This window comes from Methylobacterium oryzisoli, from assembly GCF_046557895.1.
Taxonomy (GTDB): Bacteria; Pseudomonadota; Alphaproteobacteria; order Rhizobiales; family Beijerinckiaceae; genus Methylobacterium; species Methylobacterium oryzisoli.
Genome location: NZ_JBKIBX010000002.1, coordinates 280,052 through 300,474, shown reverse-complemented (window position 1 = coordinate 300,474; position 20,423 = coordinate 280,052). Strand labels below are relative to the sequence as shown.

Sequence of the window (20,423 nt, the reverse complement as noted above, 5' to 3'; positions counted from 1 at the left end):
GGGCGGCCTTCAGGCCGCGGCGTCGAGGAGCGAGCGGCCGGGCCGCACGTGGGTGAAGTGCACCGGTTCGAGGGAGACCGCGAGGTCGTCGCCCGCTTGGTTGTCGCTCGACTGGCGCACCACCGTGTAGTGCGAGGTGTCGAGGTCCGAGGTCTCGGGGTGATCCTCGCGGAAATGCGCGCCGCGGCTGTCCGTGCGGGCGAGCGCCGCCGCGCAGATGGTTTTCGAGACGAGGATCAGGTTCTCGAGGTTGAGCCGGTCCATCCAGGTCAGGTTGTAGCGCCGGTCGCCGTCCGGGGCGCCGGCGCGCCCGACCGCCTCGGCGAGGCCGTCGAGGGTGGCCATGGCGCGCGACAGGCCCGCCGCGTCGCGCAGGATGCCGACATCGTCCCACATCGTCCCGTAGAGCGCCTCGCGGATCGCCTCCAGATCGCCGGACGGGCGCCCGAGCGGCCCGAAGGCCCGCGCGAGGCCGGCCTCGATCGCGGCCCGGTCGGGCTCGGCGTGGGCGCCCGCCCGCGGCACCGCGCGGGCCATCGACTGTCCGGCGAGCCCGCCGAAGACCGTCGAGTTCGCCACGCCGTTGCCGCCGAGCCGGTTGGCCCCGTGCACGCCGCCCGTGTCCTCGCCCGCCGCGAACAGGCGCGGCAGAGCCGTGCGGCAATCCACCTCGAAGGCGACCCCGCCCATCATGTAGTGGGCGGTGGGCACCACCTCGACGCGCCCGCCCGCGAGGTCGAAGCCGCAATCGGCGCAGCGCTCGACCATGCCCTTGAAGTTGCGGCGGACCTTGTCCGGGCCGAGATGGCTCATCTGGATGTAGACGCCGCCGTTCGGGCTCGCGAAGCCCTCCCGGATGCGGCGCAGGATCGACCGGCTGACGATGTCGCGCGTGGCCCGCTCGGCCCGCTCGTCCACCGCCTGCATGAACCGCTCGCCGGTGGCGTCGAGGAGCCAGCCGCCCGCGCCCCGCAGGCCCTCCTCCAGCACCGTCCCGGTCATGCGCGTGCCGGTGCCGGCCAGGAGGCCGGTAGGGTGGAACTGCACCATCTCCATGTCGCGCAGCGGCAGGCCGGCCCGCAGCGCCATGGCGAGCCCGTCGCAGGTCTTGTCGCCGGACGGCGTGTGGTAGCGGTACATGGTTGGCCCGCCGCCGGTGGCGAGCAGCACCGCCTTGGCGCGCACGAGGAGCGGCAGCCCGCTGCGCATGTCGAGCATCAGCACGCCCGCGAGGCCCGAGCCGTCCGCGGCCGGGATCAGCTCCAGGGCGCGGTGGTCTTCGAGCCGGCGCACGTCGCGGCGCCAGACCTGCTCGGCGAGGCGGTTGATGATCTCGATGCCGGTGAGGTCGCCCTTGTGCACCGTGCGGTCGAAGGTCTGGCCGGCGAAGGCCTTCTGGTGGACGCTGCCGTCCGGGTTGCGGTCGAAGAAGCAGCCGAGCTCGTTCTCCAGCTCGCGGATGCGCACCTGCGCCTCGGTCACCAGGGTCCAGGCGAGGGCCTGGTTGTTGAGCCACTTGCCGCCCTCGATCGTGTCCATGAAGTGGCGCTCGACCGAGTCGCCCGAGGCGAGCGCGACGTTGTAGCCGCCCTGCACCATCCGGGTGCAGCCGCACTTGCCGAGCAGCCCCTTCACGGCGACCGTGACGTCGAGGTCGGGGGCGATCTTCTTGGCGTGGAGCGCCGCGAACAGCCCGGCCCCGCCGGAGCCCAGGATCAGGATGTCGGTGTCGGTGCGCGCGAGGCTCATCGGGCCTCCTCCAGGCTGGCGATCACCGCGTCGCGCCGGCTCGCCACGTCCCGCTGCACCTCGGCGAAGAGCGAGCCGCCATGGGCGTCCATGCCGACGAGGAGCGGCCCGAAATCGCGGATCGCGAAGCGCCACAGGCTCTCGGGGTGGAGGTCGTCGAGGTCGACATCCTCGATGCGCTCGATCCAGGTGGTCTCCAGCGCCGCCGCTCCCCCGACGATGGCGAGGTAGGCCCCGCCCTGCTCGGCGAAGGCCGCCTGGGTCTGCGGCCCCATCCCGCCCTTGCCGATGATGATCCGCACGCCCTCGCGGCGCATCAGGTCGGCGGTGAAGCGCTCCATCCGCATCGAGGTGGTGGTGCCGATGCAGAAGGGCGCGTAGCCGACCGGCGCCTCGGGGGAGGGCTCCACCCGGTGGACGTTCGGGGCGGTGTGGATCACCGCGTGGCCCTGGAGGTCGAGCCGGGTGCGCCGGCCGCGGTCGAACATGTGGATCAGGGTGGCGTCGCGGATGCCGTAGAGGGTGCGGCGCAGGGTGACGGTGTCGCCGACGCGCAGCTCCCGCACCCGGTCGGCGTCCACCGGCATGTCGAGGATGTGATGGGCCATGGCGCCCTCCCTCTGCATCCCCGCCGCAACCCGCCGCGACCGGGATGGGAACCACACGAGCCCGAGCGGACCGGTCCGCTCAGGCGAAGGCGATGCCGCCCGGCGTGATCGTCGCACGGGCGCGGCGGGCCGAGTGGCACTGGATGTTCACGGCGACCGGGTTCTGGGTGATGTGGGTCGCCGCCACCTCGACATGGACCGCGAAGCTCGTCGCCCGGCCCCCCAGCCCCTGCGGGCCGATGCCGAGTTCGTTGACGGCCCGCGACAGCTCCGCCTCGATGCGGGCGCCCTCCGGGTCGGCGCAGGCCGTGCGCAGGGGCCGCGTCGCCGCGATCTTGGCGAGGTGCATGCACAGGTCCGAGGTGCCGCCGATGCCGACGCCCACGATGGTGGGCGGGCAGACCCGGCCGCCGAGGTCGATCACCCGGTCGATGACGAAGCGCTTGACCGCGTTGATGCCGTCGGAGGGCAGCAGCATCTGCAGGAACGAGCCGTTCTCCGAGCCCGAGCCCTTCGGGATCATCTCGATCGCCACGGTCTCGTCGGTCTCGTCGAAGTCGACGTGGATGATCGGCACGCGGATGCCGCAGGAGGTCTGGTCGTTGTGCCGGGTGATCGGGTGGACCACGGAGGAGCGCAGCGAAAACTCCTTCGTCGCCCGCTCGCAGCCGCGCCGGATGGCGGCCTTCAGCCCGGCCCCGTCGAAGCTCACCGCGCGCCCGATCACCACGTTGTAGATCGGGATGCCGGTATCCTGGCACAGGATGTTGTTGGTGCGCTCGGCCACCGCGACGTTCTCGACCATGGTGCCGAGGATGGCCCGGCCCGTGGCGCTGGTCTCCTGACGCTGCAGGGCGGCGAAGCCGGCCTTGATGTCGGGCGGCAGGATCTTGAGGGCGCGGACGTAGAGGTCCCTGCAGACCTCCTCGACTTCGTGCAGATCGAGCTCCATGCCGGTCTCCCCAGAGGTTGGCGGGCCTTGTTGGCGGGGCTTGTTGGTGAGCCTGGCGGCTCAGGCGCTCAGGAGGAAGAGGAGGCCGACCGCGAACGAGGTCGCGAGGCAGCCGGAGACGACGAGGGCGGTGCGCTCGCGGTAGGCGAGCCACTCGATCGCCAGGATGCGCAGGCCGAGCGCCATGTGGACGGCGAGCGCGCAGACGAGGCCCCATTCGGCGGTGCGCACCGCGAGGTTGTGGGTGAGCCCGAGAAAACTCTCCAGCCGGTCGGCGCCCTGGAGCGCGGTGCCGAGCGCGATGAAGTGCATCGGCAGGAAGAGCGCCAGCGCCACGCCCGAGAGGCGGTGGATCAGGGCCGCGGCGTAGCCGGGCCGGCGGTGCGCGGGCCGGATCATGCGAGGAAGACCGCCAGCGCCGCGCGCAGGCCCAGCACCGCGATGACGGCCGAGAGCGCGATCATCGCGACGTCGAGGGAGCGGCCGCGCCAGCCCGTCCACTCGCGCAGCACGCTGCGCAGGCCGATCGGCGCATGGATCGCGGCGGCGAGCACGAACACCGCGTAGAAGGCGAGGAAGGCCCCGTTGCCCTGCGTGCGCGCCAGGATCTCGCCCGCCGTGAGGCCGCCGCGCACCGCGTACAGGATGGTGCCGAGATGGACCGCGACCGTGAGCGCGAGGATCAGGGCGGTGGCGCGCTGGGCGAGGTAGAGGAGGGGGCTCATGCCTTCCTCCACAGGCGCCGCAGGGCAGCGCGGCCGGTCTCGCGCTTCAGCCCGGCGATGGCGAAGGTGGGGGAGAGCGCCTTCGGGCAGTGCTCGGTGCAGCTCATGTGGCTGTGGCAGGAATGGCAGCCGGCGTCCCCTGCGACGGCCGCGAGGCGCGCCTCCTGGCCGCGGTCGCGCACGTCGTTCACCAGCGTCCAGGCGCGGTTGAGGGCGGCGGGGCCGAGATAGTCCGGGTTCCACGCCACCACGTCGCAGGCCGCGTAGCAGACGCCGCAATTGATGCACTCGATGCCGGCATCGGCCTCGCGGCGCTCCGGCTCGTCCGGCCGCACCGCCGCGAAATCCGCCGGCGGCGCCTCGCCCGGCTCGAAGTAGCCGTGGGCGCGGCGCCACTTCTCGAAGAAGGGCTCCATGTCGACGGCGAGGTCCTTGACCACCGGCAGGTTGCGCAGGGGCTCCAGCACCAGCGCGTCGCCGTCCGCCGCCTCGGCGACGCGGGTGCGGCAGGTCCAGCGCGGGCGGCCGTTCACGGTCATGCCGCAGGAGCCGCACATGCCGACCCGGCAGGCGAAGCGGTAGGCGAGCGTCGGATCCTGCTCGCGCTGGATCTCGGTGACGACGTCGAGGACGGTCTGGTTCGGCCGCCGCGCCACCGCGAAGGCCTGGAAGCCCTCGTCGCGCCGGACCCGCACCTCCAGCATGCGGGCCGAGCCCTGCACGGCCTCCGGAGTCACGGTTTCCGGGGTTACTGGGGCGGTCATGCTCAGCGCCCCGCCGCGGGGCTTGCGTGGAACAGCTCGGCCTCGTCGGCGGCCTTCGCGGTGACGAGGCCGATGCGGTTCATGTAGGCGAGGTAGTCGAGCATGCGCTTGGGCTGCGTCGTCCACTCGTTCTGGGGCGAGCGGATGATCTCCTCGGCCTCTCCTGGCGAGAGCTTGGCGTTCTCGGCCTTGATCCAGAGCGCGGCGGCGCGGGACGGGTCGTCGCGGATCAGCTTCAGGCTCTCCTCCAGCGCCGCCAGGAAGGCCGCCGTGACGGTCGGGTTCTCGGTGACGAAGCGGCTCGACGCCCAGACGAGGTTGAAGGTGTGGGGACCGCCGAGCACGTCGTAGCTGTCGAGGACCTTGCGCGCCCGCGGGTCCTTCAGCTCCTGCTCCTGGAACGGCGAGGAGCCGAAATGGGCGGTGATCTCGGAGCGCCCGCTGAGCAGCGCGGTCTGCGCGTCGGGGTGGCCCATCGACACGGTGAGCGCGTCGAGCTTGTTCTGCTCGCCGGGGCCGAAGGCCTTCTCAACGGCCATCTGCAGGGTGATGGCCTGGATCGAGCTCTTCACGGTGGGCAGCGCGATCTTGTCCTTCGGCGTGAAGTCCTTGATCGAGGACACGGCCGGATTGACGCTCACCAGCCACAGCGGCATCGCGTTGAGGGCCGCGACGCCCTTCACCTTCAGGTTGGTCCGCGTGCGGCCCCACATGGTCAGCATCGGGCCGACGCCGCCCGCCGCGAGGTCGAGGTTGCCCGACAGGAGCGCGTCGTTCATCCCCGAGCCGCCGGTGAAGCGCAGCCACTCCGTCTTGATGTCGAGGCCCTTCGCCTTGGCGTGCTTCTCCAGCAGGCGCTCCTCCTCCATCAGGGTGAGCGGCAGGTAGGAGATGCCGAACTGCTTGGCGAGGCGCACGGTCGCGACCTCGGCCCGTGCGCCCGAGAGTCCCGCGGCGACGACCATCGCGGCCCCGAGCAGCCGAAGCAGGCCTTTACCAGCCAAGCCGTTGCTAGCCATGCGTTTCCGTCCCGTGTCGCGGAGTTCTGAATCGTTCTTGAGAGGGAGGATACGGTCGGGGTGCCCCCTGTCAACTGTCCTCTGTCATATACATGACTGGCGTGGGCGTTCGGCGGTCCCCTGGCTCAGCGAGGTTCGATCGATCGCCAGGGGCCGCTTGGCGATGCGGATGTCGGCTTCGCTCGGGGAAGCCGAAGCTCCGCCGCGCGGATCAGGCCTGCATGCCCCAGCGCCGGATCGTGTTGCGCTCGATCGTCTGGAAGATCAGGTTCTCGACGATCAGCCCGATGATGATCACCGTGAACAGGCCGGCGAAGACGTTCGGGATGTCGAGCATGTTCTTGTTCTCGAAGATGAACCAGCCGAGGCCGCCCGAGCCCGAGGAAACGCCGAAGACCAGCTCGGCGGCGATCAGGGTGCGCCACGCGAAGGCCCAGCCGACCTTGAGGCCGGTGAGGATGCTGGGAAAGGCCGCCGGGATCAGGATCTGCCGGATCAGCCCGGCGCCGGAGAGGCCGTAATTCTGGCCCACCATCGTCAGGGTGCGGCTCACCGACAGGAAGCCCGAATGGGTGTTGAGCGCGATCGCCCAGGTGACGGAATGCACCAGCACGAAGACGAGGCTGCCGTTGCCCAGGCCGAACCAGATCAGCGCCAGCGGCAGGAGCGCGATCGCCGGCAGCGGGTTCAGCATCGACGTCATGGTCTCCAGGAAGTCGGTGCCGATCCGCGAGGTCATGGCGAGGCCGGTGAGCAGCGTCGCCAGCACGATGCCGGCGGCGTAGCCGATCAGCAGGACCTTGATCGAGCCCCAGGCCCGCAGCAGGAGCGTGCCCTCCGCGATCCCGCGCGCGAAGGCGCCGACCGTCGCCGAGAAAGTCGGGAACAGGAGGTCGTTGTCGAGGGAGCGCCCGTAGATCTCCCAGATCCCGGCGAGCGCCACCAGGATGACGAGCTTGCGCAGCCAGGCCTGGTTGTAGAGCCGCTCCAGCATCGAGAGCGGTTTTTCGACGATCATGCCGCCCTGCGCCGCCCGTGCGTCGCGGACGATCTCGGGGCGGGCGGGCGCGGCGGGCGCGAGCAGGTCGGCGCTAGACATTCTCGGCCTCCTCGATCTCTTCGGCGAAGAGCATCTGCTGGATGCGGCTCTCGAGGTGCCGCTGCTCGTCCGGGGCGCGGGCGCTGTTGAGCTCCGCCTTCACCTCGCCGGGATGGGGCGAGAGCAGGAGGATCCGCGAGCCGATCTTGATCGCCTCGGGGATCGAGTGGGTGACGAACAGCACCGTGAAGCGGTGCTCCTCCCACAGCCGCAGGAGCTCGTCCTGCATGCGCCGCCGCGTCAGCGCGTCGAGGGCCGCGAAGGGCTCGTCCATCAGCAGGATATCGGGCTCCATCGCCATGCCGCGGGCGATGGCGACCCGCTGCTTCATCCCGCCCGAGAGCATGTGCGGGTAGGAATCGGCGAATTTCGTCAGGCCGACCTTCTCGATCGTGGCCATCGCCCGGTCCTGCGCCTCGGCGCCGCTGGCCCGCCCGCTCGCGGTCAGCGCGAAGGCGACGTTCTGCTTCACGGTCTTCCAGGGCAGGAGCTGGTCGAATTCCTGAAACACCATCATCCGGTCGGGGCCGGGCGCGGTGACGGGCTTGCCGTTCAGGCGGATCTCGCCCTCGGTGGGCGCCATGTAGCCGCCGACCGCCTTCAGCAGCGTGGACTTGCCGCAGCCCGAGGGGCCGAGCAGGATGAAGCGGTCGCCCCGCAGGACATCGAAGCTGACCTTGTAGGTCGCGGTGATGAGGTGATGCGGCGTCTTGTACTGGAGCGTGACCCCATCGACTTCCAGCAGCGGCTCGCTCAAGCCCATGCGCTCCTCCCTGACGTCGCGGCTCGGGCCGCGTTGGTGTCGTTGCGAGCTTCGTGTCCTGATCGGACCGCGCGGCCGTGCCGGATTCACCGACGCGCCCGGCGCGGGCGTTTTTCGCGACAGGATTCCCCGGGCGGGGCGGGGTCGTCCAGCCCTGGCGCCGCTGGCGTCTCGGCGTCCGGGCGGGACCGGCTCCGGACATAGCAATCCGAGCCGGAGGCGTAAAGATAACCCTATCTTTTATAAGATAGGAGAATGGGCGGGAGGCCGCGAGCGCGCGCGGCGGGGGATTCGCCCGGCGGGCTGGATATCATCTCATGCGGATCGCGCGCGACCCCATGTGGGCTTCCGGCCCGCGATGCGGGTCCGGCCACGGCGGGTTCACGGCGCGTCGGCCACGCCGCTCGACGCGCGCAGGCCGAAACAGGATCGGACAGGGGAGGGCATCGCGGGCGGGAGCCCGCGAGAGGCGGCCGCGGAGGACGCGGAGGGCGTCCTCAGGTCGAGCCTCGCTCGGCCCGGTGGGCCGGCAGTCATAAGGTTTGCGGTTGATCCGTTCGTGTAAAGAGAACGCGGGGAACCCCTCTCCCGCACGGGAGAGGGGTTCCCCGCGCTTTAATTACTTCCCGAACCGATCGGGGGGCGATCGTATCAAACGAGCGCCGGCTCCTCCCGCTGCCGCGCGACGGGCGCCTCGATGGCGAGGGCTTGGTCGCGCAGGACGGCGATCACCTCGTCCTGCTCCTCGTCCCGCAGGTCCGGGAAGAGCGGGAGCGAGAGCGTGCCCTCGCCCCAGCCCCGGGAGACCGGCAGGTCGGGGATGGTGCCGGAGGCGGCGTAGAGGGTGAGGCAGGGCACGCTGCGGTAGTTCACGGTCGCGCCGATGCCGGCCTGGCCCAGGGCCTGCAGCACCGCGTCGCGCCGCCCGCCCGGCACGTGGATCGGGAAGAGGTGGCGGGCCGAGACGGCGCCGGGCTCGATCGCCGGCCACGTGAACGGCGTACCGGCGAGCGCCGCCTCGTAGCGGGCGCAGAGCCGCTCGCGCCGGGGGAGCTGCGCCTCGATCCCGTCGATCTGCGGTTCGAGCAGCACCGCCAGGAGATCGGGCAGGTTGGCCTTGGTGCCGAGGCGGGCGATGTCCCAGTGTCGGTAGGTGCCGCCCTGGAAGCGCTGGGCGGCGCCGGCCGACATGCCGTGCAGGACCGTCTGGACCAGCGCCGCGGCCAAGTCCGGGTCGTTCGTGATGACGGCCCCGCCCTCGCCGCAGGTCACGTTCTTCGTGGCGTAGAAGGAAAAAATCGCCGCATCGCCGTCCTGGCCGGGCCGCCGGCCGTCGCGCCGGCCCTCGAAACAATGTGCTGCGTCCTCGATGATCCGGACGGAGGAGGGAAGCACCCGGCGCAGGGCCGGGATGTCGACCATCTGGCCGTAGAGATGCACCGGGATCACCGCCCGGGTCCGCGGCGTCACCGCCCCGGCCACCTGCCGGCGGTCGATGAGGAGCGTGGCCGGATCGACATCGACGAAGACCGGGGTGGCGCCGACGAGGCGCACCACGTTGGCCGTCGCCGCGAAGGTCATGGCGGGCACGATCACCTCGTCGCCCGGCCCGATCTCCAGGGCGAGCAGCGTCGCGACGGCCCCTTGCGTCCAGCTCGACGTGAGCTTCGCGTGCGCCACCCCGAAGAAGCCGCGCAGCCGCTCCTCGACGCGCCCGCCCTGCGGGCCGCTCGTCAGGAACGGGCTCGCCAGCACCCCGGCGACGCGCTCGGCGCAGGCGGGCGAGAGAGCGTGCCGGTAGAACGGAACAGCCATGCGGGATCTCCCTGATCTAAGCATCATTCGCCGAAGTGGTCACCGGTTCGGCGACGAAAAAATTATGCAATATCAAAAGCCTAAGCAGAATCGCCCCGGGCAGTTCTGCTTAGGTCCGGGCGGGTCATCGGCATTGCGCCGGGCGGACGAGGCCCGCGGGGCTGAGCAGGCTGACCGGGATCCCGGCCCGGGGCTCCGGCAGCCCGCGGTAGAGGGCGTCGACCCGCGCGGCCGCCACGTGCCAGTCCGCCACCTCGCAGGCCATGCGGTAGGCACCGGCCGACATCTGCCGCCAGCGGGCCGGATCGATGCGCGCGGCCTCCGCCAGGGTGTCGGCCACCTGCTCGGCCGTCAGGTCGGGGACGAGCAGGCCCGCGCCGTACTGCACCGCCAGCGCGTGCAGTCCTGTCTCGCGGGTGACGAGGACCGGCACGCCGAGCAGCTCGGCCTCCAGTGCGGCCGTGGGCCAGTGGTCGAGCCGGGAGGGAATGGCGAAAAAGTCCCAGTCCCGCACCACCGCGTCGCGCTCCGCGCCGTAGCGCGGTTCGAGGACCGTGACGCGATCCGCGATGCCGAGCGCGGCGGCGCGCGCGGCCAGGTCCTCATCGTCGGCGCGCGGCCCCATCAGCACGAGGCGGCCGCGGCCGCCGCGGCGGCAATGGAGCGCGAACCCGTCGACCAGGAGGTCGAGCCCCTTGTGGAAGACCGCGAGACGCCCGCAGAAGCCGAAGACCGGCTCGCCCCTGCGCGGGCCGGCCCGGTCGGGCGGCGGCGGGCGCCCCGATCCGGAGCTGGAGAAGGCGCCGTTCGGGATGAGGCGGGCCCGCGCGCGGGGCGCGAGCCGGCCGAGTTCGGCCTCTTCCAGGTCGGTGAGGACGTGGACGAACCGCGCGCCCTGCAGGGCCGCGCGCTCCATGAGGGTGACGTAGAGGGCGACGAGCGGCTTCTTCACCCGGCCGTCGCGGTCGAACAGGTGCGAGAAGCAGCTGTGCAGCGTGATGATGTAGGGCAGGCCGCGCGCCCGCAGGTGCCGGGTCAGCCCGACGAGGAGCGGCTGGCGGGCGCCGTGGAGGTGGAACACCGTGCGCGGCCCCGCCCCGGCGAGCAGGGCCTCGCGGCTCGCGGGCGCGAGCGTCACGGGGCGGCCGCGGAGCGTCGGCCCGGCGAGCGGCACGTGATCGAGCCGGATGCCGGGCGGCCCCGAGAAACCGCCGGGCTCGTTCGACACGAAGACGATGCGCGGCGCATCGCCCGCGCGCGCCTGTTCCAGAGCCAGCGAGCGGGCGACCTGATGGACCCCGTTCGAGGCGGAGGGATAGCCGCCGGTGTCGGCGATCACGACGTGGCGGATGTCGAGCGGCCCCTCCGGACCGGATGCTCCGGAGGGGCGGGCCGGAGCCTGCACAGGGGGGATCATCGGGCGGACTCCCGGGCGGCGCGGAAACCGGCCGTCACGCGGTGGCCGCGATGGGGAGCCGCGCTTCGACCGGCACCAGGTCGGGGAGCCGCAGCCCCTGGCCGGGCCTGCTCAGGAGGTCGCGGTACCATCTCACCGTGTGGCAGGTCGGCGTGTCGGTCAGGCGCTTGGCCCGGATCGCCCGGGCGATCTCCGCGACCGCCTCGTCGATCGTCCGGTCCGCCACGAAGCCGAAGGTCCGCTCGGCCTTGCCGAAGGCGACATGGTAGTCGCGCCGGTCGGGGCCGCCCGGCGCGAAGGTGATCAGGGAGGGGGTCGCGACGGCGCGCTTCACCGAGCGGGCGATGTCGATGACCTGACGGTTCTCCGCGCCGATGTTGAAGGCCTGGCCGCCGATGGCCTGCCGCGGGGCGCCGAGGGCGAGCAGGAACGCCTCGGCGACGTCGCGGACGTGGACGAGCGGTCGCCACTGCGTGCCGTCGCCCGCCACGGTGATCCGGCCGCTCTCGTGGGCGTTGAGCGTCATCTGGTTCACCACGAGGTCGAAGCGCATGCGCGGCGACAGGCCGAAGACGGTGGCGTTGCGCAAGGCCGCGGTCGTGAAGTGGGCGCCGTTGCGGGCGAGCACCGCCTCCTCGGCCCGCGCGCAGGTCTGGGCGTAGACGGTGAGCGGGCGCAGCGGCGCCTCCTCCGAGAGGTTCATCTCCAGGCCGGCGCCGTAGACCGCGCAGGAACTCGCGAAGAGGTAGCGGCGCACCCCGGCCCGCTCGGCGGCGGCGGCGGTGCGCATCCGGCCCCGCTCGTTGATCGAGCGTGTCAGTTCGGGGTCGAGATCGCCCGACGGATCATTCGAAAGAGCAGCAAGATCGATGACGCAGTCGCAATCCTCGAACAGTTCGGGCTCGATCGAGCGGATGTCCTGGCGTACCAGCTCAAGTGAAGGATGAGCGCGAAGCCGTGACAGCGGCGCGTCTCCGAAGAAGAACATATCGACGGCTTTGATACTGAAATCGTTCTCAAGCAATCGCTGGACGAGTATGGAGCCGATGTAGCCGCCCGCCCCGGTGATCGCGATTTTTTTACGCATGGGATCATCCTTCCCACTGCCCAAACTGTATCTAGAATGTGTCTAATAATCTCTCATTGCGGACAATCGATCATCCGGGCTAGGGCGATTGCTCTTAATACCTACGGGGGTGGGACGGCGGGGCGGTGCCCGGGCGGGCCGACCGCGGCCGGCCCGCCCGGCTGCGATGGGCGGCGCGGCATCCGCAGGAGAGCCGCCCCGTCCGCGATCCGGTTCGCCGGCGCGCGGGCGAATGTTCCGCCCGGCGGCGCGTCTTTCCGGCACTAGCCCGAAAGGGTGCTGCGCGAGGGAGCGGGTGGTGACGCCCGTCCTGGGACCGCGCATGGCCGGGTGCAGCTCCTCCGCCGCGTGGGCCGCGGCCGGTGGCGGCACGACCTGCCGCGTGGCGAAGGCCTGCCCGGTCGGGTCGAACGTCGAGCCGCAGGGCGGCGGGTGAACCACCCGGCGCCATCGGCCGCCTCATCCGATGAGATGATGTCGCCCTGGAACGGCCGGTCTAGCCTGGGCCGCAGGAGCTTGCTCGATCGCGGCGCTTCCCGATGCGACCCCAACCCCTCTTTCGCCAGGAAGCCGTCGAGGCCCAGCACCACGGCCATTGGTCTCCCCCGCTGCTGCTCCGATCGTCCCTGATCCCCTGTCTCGGATGGCTCGCCGTGACCATCCTCGTGGCGCTCGGCGTCGGTTTGCTGCCCTTCCGGTATGCCCGCACGGAGGTGGCTCCCGGCTATCTCGAGCCGCGGTCCGGGATCGCCCCGGTGCACGCGATGCGCCCCGGCACGGTCAAGGCTCTGTTCGTCGCCGAGGGGCAGTCGGTCGAGGCCGGCGACGCCTTGATGACGATCGAAGCCGAGCAGACGACCGCGACCGGGACGGATGCGGGCGTCGACGCCGTTCGGCTGCTCGCGTCCAGGCGGGATCGCCTCGCGCAGCAGATCGAGCGGCAGCGCGAGTGGGCGGGGATCGAGGAGACGCGCACCGCCGCGAGGCTGAGTGGAGCCGAGCGCGAGCTGCGGGAGATCGAGGCTCAGCTCCGCCTTCAGATCGAGCGGGCCGACCTCATCGCGACGCGCGCGGAGGCACTCAAGCCGAGTCTGGATCGGGGGTTCATCTCCCGGTCCGAGTACGACCGCTGGGTCGAGGCGCATCTCGGCGCCCGGCAGAGCGCCGCCGCGCTGCGCCAGCAGATCGTCACTCTCGAAGCGAAGCGCCAGGACAGCCAGTACGCGCTCGCCCAGCTTCCATCCGTGACGGAGGCGCAGATCCGGACGCTGACCGCCGAGCTGTCCGACGTGGAGCAGCGCCTGACGGAGGCGCAGCTCGGCCGAGCCTACATGCTGCGCGCGCCGACCGGCGGCCGCGTCTCGGCCCTGCAGGCCTCGCCCGGCCGCTGGGTCACGCCGACCGCGCCGCTGCTCTCCCTTGCGCCGCTGCAGGGCGAGCTGGTCGCACAGCTCCTCGTGCCGACACGCGCGATCGGGCACGTCCGCCCCGGCCTTCCCGTCCGGGTCCTGTACGAGGCCTATCCCCACCAGAAGTTCGGTGGTCAGCCGGGCCGGGTGGCCTCGGTCAGCCGGACGGTGCTCACCCCGCCCGAATTCGTCGGCGCCATGAGGCTGGCCGAGGCGGCGTACCGCGTCACCGTCGTGCTCGACCATCAGGAGGTCGTGCTCGAATCGACGCGGCACGCGCTGCACCCGGGGATGCAGCTGCGGGCCGCCATCGTCCTCGACGAGCGGCCCTTGTGGCAGTGGGCTCTCAGCCCTCTCCAGCGGATGCGGCTGTGACGCTGGGCTTCGCCCGCATCCTGGGTGGACGCGGCCGCACGCCGGTGCTGCTGCAATCGGAGGCGTCCGAGTGCGGGCTCGCGTGCCTCGGCATGGTGGCCGCTCACTTCGGCCATCGGATCGACCTCGGCACCCTGCGGCGGCGGCACCCGATCTCCACGCGCGGTGCGACGCTCACGCAGCTCATGGATGTCGCACACGTCCTCGACCTGTCGAGCCGCGCCGTCCGCTTCGACCTCCCGGATCTCAAGCTGCTGCGCCTGCCGGCCGTTCTCCACTGGGACATGTCGCACTTCGTCGTCCTGGAGGCGGTGACCTCGCGTGGGATCACCGTGCTCGACCCGGCGGTCGGACGACGCAGGATCACCCACACGGACGCGTCCCGCCACGTGACCGGCGTCGCGCTCGAACTGACGCCGACCGCCGCGTTCGCTCCGCGCCAGGACGCCAGCAGGCTCGGCCTGCGCGAGGCGATCGGACCCGCCCCGGGATTGAAGAGCACCCTCGCGCAGATCCTGCTGCTCTCGTTCGGGCTCGAACTCTTCGCTCTCGTCAGCCCGCTGTACCTCCAGCTGGTCGTCGACGAGGCCATCTCGCGCGGCGACGTCGATCTGCTGACGGTCCTGGCGATCGGCTTCGCGCTCCTCGTCATCGTCACCGTCGCCATCGCGTCACTCAGGTCGCTCGTCCTCCTGCGGCTTCAGACGCTGCTCGGTCTGCAGGTGGAAGCGCGCCTCTTCAGGCACCTGCTGCATCTCCCGCTGCGCTTCTTCGAGACGCGCCACATCGGTGACGTGCTGTCGCGGCTCTCGTCCGTCGCGCCGGTGCGCAAACTGGTTGCGGAGGGCTTGGTCGCCGCCGTTCTCGACGGGGTCATGGCGACGCTCACGCTGCTGATGCTGCTCCTGTACAGCCCGCTCCTCACCCTGGTCTCCCTCGCCGCCCTGGCCGGCTACGCGGGGTTGCGTTTCGCGCTCTACCGGCCGCTGCGTGAGCGGAGCGAAGAGGGGATCCGGACCGCCGCCTTCGAGGAATCGGCCGTGATCGACACGCTGCGCGCCATGCAGGCCATCAAGCTGGCCCACGCGGAGCGGGAGCGGGAGGGCCGCTGGCTGTCTCAGGCCTCGATCGCCGCCAATGCGCAAGTCCGCATCGCCAATCTGCAGCTCGGGTTCAAGACGGCGAACGATCTGATCTTCGGTCTTGAGGCAATCATCGCAGTATACATCGCAGCGCGCCTCGCGATGGACGGAATATTCAGCGTCGGAATGATATTTGCCTACATGACATACAAGCAGCAATTCGTCGGAAAAACGGTCCTGCTGATCGAAAGACTGTTTGATTATCGCATCATCCAGCTTCATCTGGAGAGACTGTCCGAGATCGCTCTGGCCGAGCGGGAGAGCGGCGCAGCTTGCCCGGCGCCCTACCGGAGGGAGGTTCGCGGATCGGTCGCGCTGGTCGATCTCGGGTTTCGCCATGCCGAGACGGAGGCTTCGCTGTTCGACGGTGTCGATCTGGATATCCGTGCGGGCGAATTCGTCGTCATCACGGGGCGGTCCGGGGCAGGAAAGACGACGCTGATCAAGCTCATGACCGGCCTGCTCGATCCGACGCAGGGGAGCGTTCTGGTCGACGGCACGCCCCTGCGAACCTTCGGCCTCGCCGACTACCGCAGCCAGATCGGTGTCGTGATGCAGGACGACCAGCTGATGTCGGGAACGATCGCCGACAACATCAGCTTCTTCGATACCAACTTCGACGTGAACGCGATGCTTGAGGCAGCGCATCTCGCGGGCATTCACCACGAGATCATGAGCATGCCCATGACCTACAACAGCTTCGTCGGGGACGTGGGCAGCACGCTGTCGGGCGGTCAACGCCAACGCGTGCTGCTGGCCCGGGCCCTGTATCGCAGGCCGCGCATCCTGTTCATGGACGAGGGAACCGCCTTCCTCGACGAGGAGACCGAGGTCGCGATCGCGCGGGCGCTGCGCGACCTGAGCATCACGCGTATCTATGTCGCGCACAGGCCGGCGGCCCGCGTCGGGGCCGACCGCGTGGTGCGGCTCGAGGATGGGCGGATCGTCGGCGCCGCCGCGCCGGTCCTCACTCCCGGATCATGAGGCGTCCCGTGCCGTGTCACCTGATCGGATGACGACGGCGAAGCAGCCACGCAGTAGAGCCGTGTCGGGGTGCGCACCCGAGTGGATTCTCGTCCAGGAGGACTGCCGGATGATTCGTGAGTTGACGCAGCGCGAATGCGACCAAGTCGGCGGCGGAATGATATCGGTGACCCCGAAGTCGCAGGAGCGCAAGCAGGATGGAAGTCCCGGCAGCCTGAGCCTGGGCGCGGCGATCTTCGTCGGAGCGGTCGTCGGCGCCTGGGGGGCCATGGTCGGCGGGGCGGTCGGCGGCGGGGTCAGCGGGTCCGCCGTCGCGATCGGCGCCGCCACCGGCGCCGCCAACGGGGCCTCGACCGGCAAGGCACCCACGGCCCTGACCCTCGTCCGATCGATGCTTTGATCGCAGGCGGTCGGCTGCGCGGCGAGCGGGCGGCGAGCACCTCGCGGCGTGCAACGCGCGGAAACGGTGTCGGGGGCCGGGACGGCGTGCGGGCGGCTGCCCATCGGCTTGGCCTGCGCTCGGCCCTCGTGCACGAAGGCCGCGGGCCGGCGCCCATCGCGCGGGCCGGGCCCGAAGCCCCGCGCCGCCTCCCGGCGCGAGGCGCCCTCCGCGACGCGCTCGCGCCGATCCGACGGCGTCGGGCTCTCCCGCGGCCGGATCGCTGCGCATCGCAGAAGTCCCGCCCGCGTCGACCTCCCGGATACCTCACACCCCTCCGAGGCCGCTCTCGGTCTGCCTCAGCACCCGCCGCAGGCCCGCCCGCACCGTCTCGATGTGCTGCACGAGGAGGGCGCAGGCCGGGGCGGGATCGCCCGCGCGGCACAGGTCGATCAGGCCCCGGTGCTCGCGCTCGGCGACCCGCATCGCCGCCGGGGTGGAGAGCTGCATGCGCGTGTAGCGGTCGCTGGTCTGGAGCAGGCCCGCCACCACCTGCCGGGTGCGCGGCTGCGGGGCCGGGCCGTAGAGGGCCATGTGGAACTCGGCGTTGAGCAGGCCCCAGCACGCCACGTCGCCGGCCGCGATCGCGGCCTCGAAGCGGTGCTGGAGCGTCTCCAGGGTGTCGAACAGGGCCGCATCGTAATGGGGGAGGGCGGCGGCGAGCAGCCGCGGCTCTAGGAGGGCGCGCAGGTCGAAGACGTCGTCCACCTCGCCGAGCGAGAGGTCGGAGACCACTGCTCCCTTGTGCGGCACCATCCGCACCAGCCCCTCCGCCTCGAGCTGAAAGAGCGCCTCGCGCACCGGGATGCGGCTCACGCCGTAGAGCTCCGCCAGTGCGTCCTGGCGCAGCTGCGTGCCGGCGGGCGAGGAGCCGTCGAGGATGGATTGCCGGATCTGATCGAGGATCGCGGCCGAGAGGGTGCGGTGCTTGAGAGCGGGCATCGGCTGGGTGCTGCGGGAACGAGCAGCACGATGCCGCTTTGCGCTTGATTTGTCGATTGTATAAAATCTACGATGCGAGCGCGTCACCGAGGGCCGCGCATGTCCGTCTCGCCCAGCATCGTCGCCGCCCGTCCCGCCGCCCGGCCCGTGCGGCTCGTCATGGCGGCGTCGCGCCTGCTCCTGGCCGCCGAGCGTCACGCCCTCGTCGGGCTGATGGGGCTCCTGATGGCGCTGATCCTGCTCAACGTCGTCACCCGCTACCTCGGGGCGCCCCTCTACTGGGTGGACGAATCGGCGGTCTACTCGGTGGTCTGGCTCACCTTCATCGGCGCCTCGGCGATGACCCGGCTGCGACTCGACTTCGCCGTGACGATGCTGACCGAGCGGCTCCCGGCCTCGGGGCAGGCGGCCGCCCGGGTGATCGCCACCGCCGCGGTGGTGGGCTTCGGGCTCGCGCTCACCTGGATGTGCTGGCTGTGGATGGACCCGCCGGGCCTCGTGCGGGCCGGCTTCGACACGCGGGCGCTGGCGGCCGAGACCTTCAACTTCCTCTACACGGAGCGCACCCAGACGCTGAACTGGCCGAGCTGGGTCCTCTACCTGATCCTGCCGCTCTTCTCGGCCTCGATGGTGGTGCACGGCCTCGCGCTGCTCGCCGAGGATCTCGGGCTCGCCGAGCGCGCGGTGCTGCCGCGCTTCGGCATCTCCTCGAACGAGGGGATCAACTGATGGTCACGGGAGCGGCCTTCGCGGCCATCATGCTGGCCGGCGTGCCGATCGGCCTCTGCCTGTGCCTCGCCGGCATGGTCTACATCGCGGCCTCCGGCAACCCGCTGCTGTTCCAATCCTATCCGCTGCAGCTCTTCGGGGGCGTCGATAGCTACGGGCTGATCGCGATCCCGCTCTTCATCCTGATCGGCGAGATCATGAACGGCGGCGGCATCACGCGCCGCATCGTCGAGATGGCCATGGCCTTCGTGGGCGCCCTGCGCGGGGGGCTCGCCTACGTCAACGTGCTCGCCAACATGTTCGTGTCCTCGATCCTGGGCTCGGCCACCGCCCAGGTCGCCATCATGGCCCAGATCATGGTGCCGGAGATGGAGCGCAAGGGCTACGACCGCACCTTCGCGGCCGGGCTGACCGCCTATGCGGGCATGCTCGGGCCGATCATCCCGCCCTCGGTGATGTTCGTCGTCTACAGCGTGCTCGCCCAGGTGCCGGTCTCCGACATGCTGATCGCCGGCATCATCCCGGGCGTGATCCTGACGGCCCTGTTCTGCCTCGTGATCGCCGTGATGGGCTGGGTGCACAATTTTCCGGCGGGCGAGCGCATGAGCCTGCGCCAGCGCGTCCGCACCGTGCTCGGCGCGCTGCCGACCCTGTCGATCCCGGTGGTCATCGTCGGCTCGATCCTCTCGGGCCTCGCCAACGCCACCGAGGCGGCGGCGGTGGGCACGGTCGCGGCGGCCCTGGTCGGACGCTACTGGACCCGCGAGTTCGACGTCCGGCAGCTCCCGGCGATGCTCGGCCGGGCCGGCATCTACTCGGCCATCGTGCTCTTCCTCGTCGCGGCCGCGGCGGTTTTTTCGTGGGTGCTGGTCTTCGGCAAGGTGCCGCAGGATGTGGCGGGCTGGATCCGCACGGTGGCCAAGGATCCGGTCACCTTCATGCTGCTCGTGAACGTGATCCTGATCGTCATCGGCACGGTCATCGACGGCGTGCCCGGCCTGATCATGACGGTGCCGATCCTGCTGCCGATCGCCACCGAGGTCTACCACATCGACCCGCGCCACTTCGGCGTCGTCGTGACGGTCAACCTCGTGCTCGGCCTGCTCTCGCCGCCGGTGGGCCTGTGCTTCTTCGTGGCCGCCGCGGTCACGGGGGCGAAGCCCGGCCGGATGTTCCTGGTCACCCTGCCGTTCTTCTTCATCTCCTGCGTGCTGCTGCTGCTCCTGTCGGTGTGGCCGGGCCTGTCCCTCGCCCTCGTCAAGCAGTGAGCTGGTGTTCGTCCGCGTAGCCCGACCCCCCCGGCCCGAGAGGCCCATCCGCGATGTCTTCGAAGGAGTGCCGATCATGACCCTCTCCCGCCGCCATCTCCTCGCCGCCGCGGCCGGCGCCGCGCTGCCGCTCGCCGCCCCGTCCGTGCTGCGCGCCCAGCAGACCCGCGAGTTCCGCCTCGGGCTGATCACGCCCCCCAACCACCCGTGGAACAACGCGGCGCTCAGGGTCGGCGAGAGCCTGAAGCAGGAGACGAACGGGCGGCTCTCGCTCACGGTCTTCCATGCCGGCCAGCTCGGCAACGAGGGCGCGATGATGCAGCAGCTGCAATCGGGCGCCCTCGACATGGCCTTCATCCAGGCCGCCGAACTCGGCTCGCGCGTGCCGGCTATCGCGGCGATCAACGCGCCCTACGTGGTGCGCTCCACCGAGGCCGTGGCCAAGCTCGTGCGCCATCCGGTCGCCCTCGGCCTGTTCGACGTGCTGCCGCGCGAGACCGGCACCATCGGGCTCGCCTGGGGCATCACCTCGATCCGGGCGGTGTTCGCGGCGCGCGACATCGCCTCGGTGGGCGACCTCAAGGGCATGAAGCTGCGCATCAACCCGACCCCGGCCTTCCGCGACTTCTACCAGCTGCTCGGCGCCGCCCCGACGCCGATCCCGACCCCGCAGGTCTACGACGCGATGGCCAACGGCCAGGTCGACGGCCTGGAGGCGGATCTCGATTTCTCGTGGAACCAGCGCTTCGACCGCGTCGCGAAGACCATCCTGCGCATGAACGCCGTGCACATGCCGATGATCGCGCTCGTGTCGGGCCGCGTCTGGCAGGGCCTGCCGGCAGGGGACCGCGAGCTCGTCACCCGCACCACCAAGGCCGCGCTCGACGCCGAGATCGACGAGATCGTGGCGAACCAGCCCGGCATCTGGGCGAACCTCGCCAAGCAGCCGGTGAAGATCGTGGTCTCCGAGGTGAAGGACGCCGAGCCGATCATCGAGGCCTACGACAAGATCTGGCTGCCGAAGGCGCCGGTGCTGGCCGAGCTGCGCAAGGTCGGCGCGACCCTCGCCTGATCCCCGCCGCCCCGGCCCGCGGCCGGGGCGGCCCCTTTCCTGCGGGCCGCGTCACGCCCGCCTCT

At 70.9% G+C, this 20,423-nt stretch carries 20 protein-coding genes; 7 read left to right on the top strand and 13 right to left on the bottom strand.

What is annotated here, in order from left to right:
- Positions 1-9: 9 nt before the first annotated feature.
- From ACKUB9_RS03770 to ACKUB9_RS03715, 12 genes are all read right to left on the bottom strand, one after another.
- Positions 10-1,749, bottom strand: a complete 1,740-nt coding sequence (locus ACKUB9_RS03770) for an L-aspartate oxidase (RefSeq protein WP_407519451.1) — start codon at positions 1,747-1,749, stop codon at positions 10-12.
- Positions 1,746-2,357 (bottom strand): fumarate hydratase C-terminal domain-containing protein, encoded by a 612-nt coding sequence (locus ACKUB9_RS03765; protein ID WP_407519450.1) that lies wholly within the window; start codon positions 2,355-2,357, stop codon positions 1,746-1,748. Before ACKUB9_RS03765 ends, ACKUB9_RS03770 begins: the two co-directional genes overlap by 4 nt.
- Positions 2,358-2,436: 79 nt before the next feature.
- Positions 2,437-3,309, bottom strand: a complete 873-nt coding sequence (locus ACKUB9_RS03760) for a fumarate hydratase (RefSeq protein ID WP_407519449.1) — start codon at positions 3,307-3,309, stop codon at positions 2,437-2,439.
- A 60-nt stretch (positions 3,310-3,369) separates the two neighbouring features.
- A complete protein-coding gene (locus ACKUB9_RS03755) occupies positions 3,370-3,708 on the bottom strand; it encodes a succinate dehydrogenase, cytochrome b556 subunit (protein WP_407519448.1) in 339 nt (112 codons plus the stop codon).
- Positions 3,705-4,034 (bottom strand): succinate dehydrogenase/fumarate reductase transmembrane subunit, encoded by a 330-nt coding sequence (locus ACKUB9_RS03750; protein WP_407519447.1) that lies wholly within the window; start codon positions 4,032-4,034, stop codon positions 3,705-3,707. Before ACKUB9_RS03750 ends, ACKUB9_RS03755 begins: the two co-directional genes overlap by 4 nt.
- Entirely contained in the window at positions 4,031-4,798 is a 768-nt protein-coding gene (locus ACKUB9_RS03745; RefSeq protein ID WP_407519446.1) for a succinate dehydrogenase/fumarate reductase iron-sulfur subunit, read from the bottom strand. Before ACKUB9_RS03745 ends, ACKUB9_RS03750 begins: the two co-directional genes overlap by 4 nt.
- Positions 4,799-4,800: 2 nt before the next feature.
- Entirely contained in the window at positions 4,801-5,763 is a 963-nt protein-coding gene (locus ACKUB9_RS03740) for an ABC transporter substrate-binding protein (RefSeq protein WP_407519527.1), read from the bottom strand.
- A gap of 265 nt (positions 5,764-6,028) precedes the next feature.
- Entirely contained in the window at positions 6,029-6,916 is an 888-nt protein-coding gene (locus tag ACKUB9_RS03735; RefSeq protein ID WP_407519445.1) for an ABC transporter permease, read from the bottom strand.
- Positions 6,909-7,679: an ABC transporter ATP-binding protein gene (locus ACKUB9_RS03730; RefSeq protein WP_407519444.1), complete on the bottom strand. Its 771-nt coding sequence runs from the start codon at positions 7,677-7,679 to the stop codon at positions 6,909-6,911. The genes ACKUB9_RS03735 and ACKUB9_RS03730 overlap by 8 nt, the downstream gene beginning before the upstream one ends.
- A 651-nt stretch (positions 7,680-8,330) precedes the next feature.
- Positions 8,331-9,494, bottom strand: coding sequence for a DegT/DnrJ/EryC1/StrS family aminotransferase (locus ACKUB9_RS03725; RefSeq protein WP_407519443.1), 1,164 nt, complete (start codon positions 9,492-9,494; stop codon positions 8,331-8,333).
- Positions 9,495-9,618: 124 nt separating this feature from the next.
- Positions 9,619-10,911 (bottom strand): glycosyltransferase family 4 protein, encoded by a 1,293-nt coding sequence (locus ACKUB9_RS03720; protein ID WP_407519442.1) that lies wholly within the window; start codon positions 10,909-10,911, stop codon positions 9,619-9,621.
- Between the two features lie 34 nt (positions 10,912-10,945).
- Positions 10,946-11,998 carry an NAD-dependent epimerase/dehydratase family protein gene (locus tag ACKUB9_RS03715; protein ID WP_407519441.1) on the bottom strand — a complete coding sequence of 351 codons (1,053 nt, stop codon included), beginning with the start codon at positions 11,996-11,998 and terminating at the stop codon, positions 10,946-10,948.
- Positions 11,999-12,296: 298 nt separating this feature from the next.
- On the opposite strand from ACKUB9_RS03715, the gene ACKUB9_RS03710 reads away from it, so the two are divergent.
- From ACKUB9_RS03710 to ACKUB9_RS03695, 4 genes are all read left to right on the top strand, one after another.
- The gene (locus ACKUB9_RS03710) at positions 12,297-12,434 is read left to right on the top strand and encodes a hypothetical protein (RefSeq protein ID WP_407519440.1); all 138 of its coding nucleotides are present in this window, start codon (positions 12,297-12,299) and stop codon (positions 12,432-12,434) included.
- 103 nt (positions 12,435-12,537) lie between these two features.
- Positions 12,538-13,782, top strand: coding sequence for an HlyD family secretion protein (locus tag ACKUB9_RS03705; protein ID WP_407519439.1), 1,245 nt, complete (start codon positions 12,538-12,540; stop codon positions 13,780-13,782).
- Positions 13,779-15,908, top strand: coding sequence for a peptidase domain-containing ABC transporter (locus ACKUB9_RS03700; RefSeq protein ID WP_407519438.1), 2,130 nt, complete (start codon positions 13,779-13,781; stop codon positions 15,906-15,908). The genes ACKUB9_RS03705 and ACKUB9_RS03700 overlap by 4 nt, the downstream gene beginning before the upstream one ends.
- Positions 15,909-16,017: 109 nt before the next feature.
- Positions 16,018-16,308: a hypothetical protein gene (locus ACKUB9_RS03695; RefSeq protein WP_407519437.1), complete on the top strand. Its 291-nt coding sequence runs from the start codon at positions 16,018-16,020 to the stop codon at positions 16,306-16,308.
- 306 nt (positions 16,309-16,614) lie between these two features.
- Here the strand turns inward: ACKUB9_RS03695 and ACKUB9_RS03690 are convergent, their stop codons facing one another.
- Positions 16,615-17,289, bottom strand: a complete 675-nt coding sequence (locus ACKUB9_RS03690; RefSeq protein ID WP_407519436.1) for a GntR family transcriptional regulator — start codon at positions 17,287-17,289, stop codon at positions 16,615-16,617.
- 99 nt (positions 17,290-17,388) lie between these two features.
- On the opposite strand from ACKUB9_RS03690, the gene ACKUB9_RS03685 reads away from it, so the two are divergent.
- The 3 genes from ACKUB9_RS03685 to ACKUB9_RS03675 all read left to right on the top strand — a co-directional run bounded on the left by ACKUB9_RS03685 (position 17,389) and on the right by ACKUB9_RS03675 (position 20,358).
- Complete coding sequence (locus ACKUB9_RS03685; RefSeq protein WP_407519435.1) at positions 17,389-18,018, top strand: TRAP transporter small permease; 630 nt, start codon at positions 17,389-17,391, stop codon at positions 18,016-18,018.
- The gene (locus ACKUB9_RS03680) at positions 18,018-19,286 is read left to right on the top strand and encodes a TRAP transporter large permease (protein ID WP_407519434.1); all 1,269 of its coding nucleotides are present in this window, start codon (positions 18,018-18,020) and stop codon (positions 19,284-19,286) included. The genes ACKUB9_RS03685 and ACKUB9_RS03680 overlap by 1 nt, the downstream gene beginning before the upstream one ends.
- 76 nt (positions 19,287-19,362) lie before the next feature.
- Entirely contained in the window at positions 19,363-20,358 is a 996-nt protein-coding gene (locus tag ACKUB9_RS03675; RefSeq protein ID WP_407519433.1) for a TRAP transporter substrate-binding protein, read from the top strand.
- Positions 20,359-20,423 lie beyond the last annotated feature (65 nt).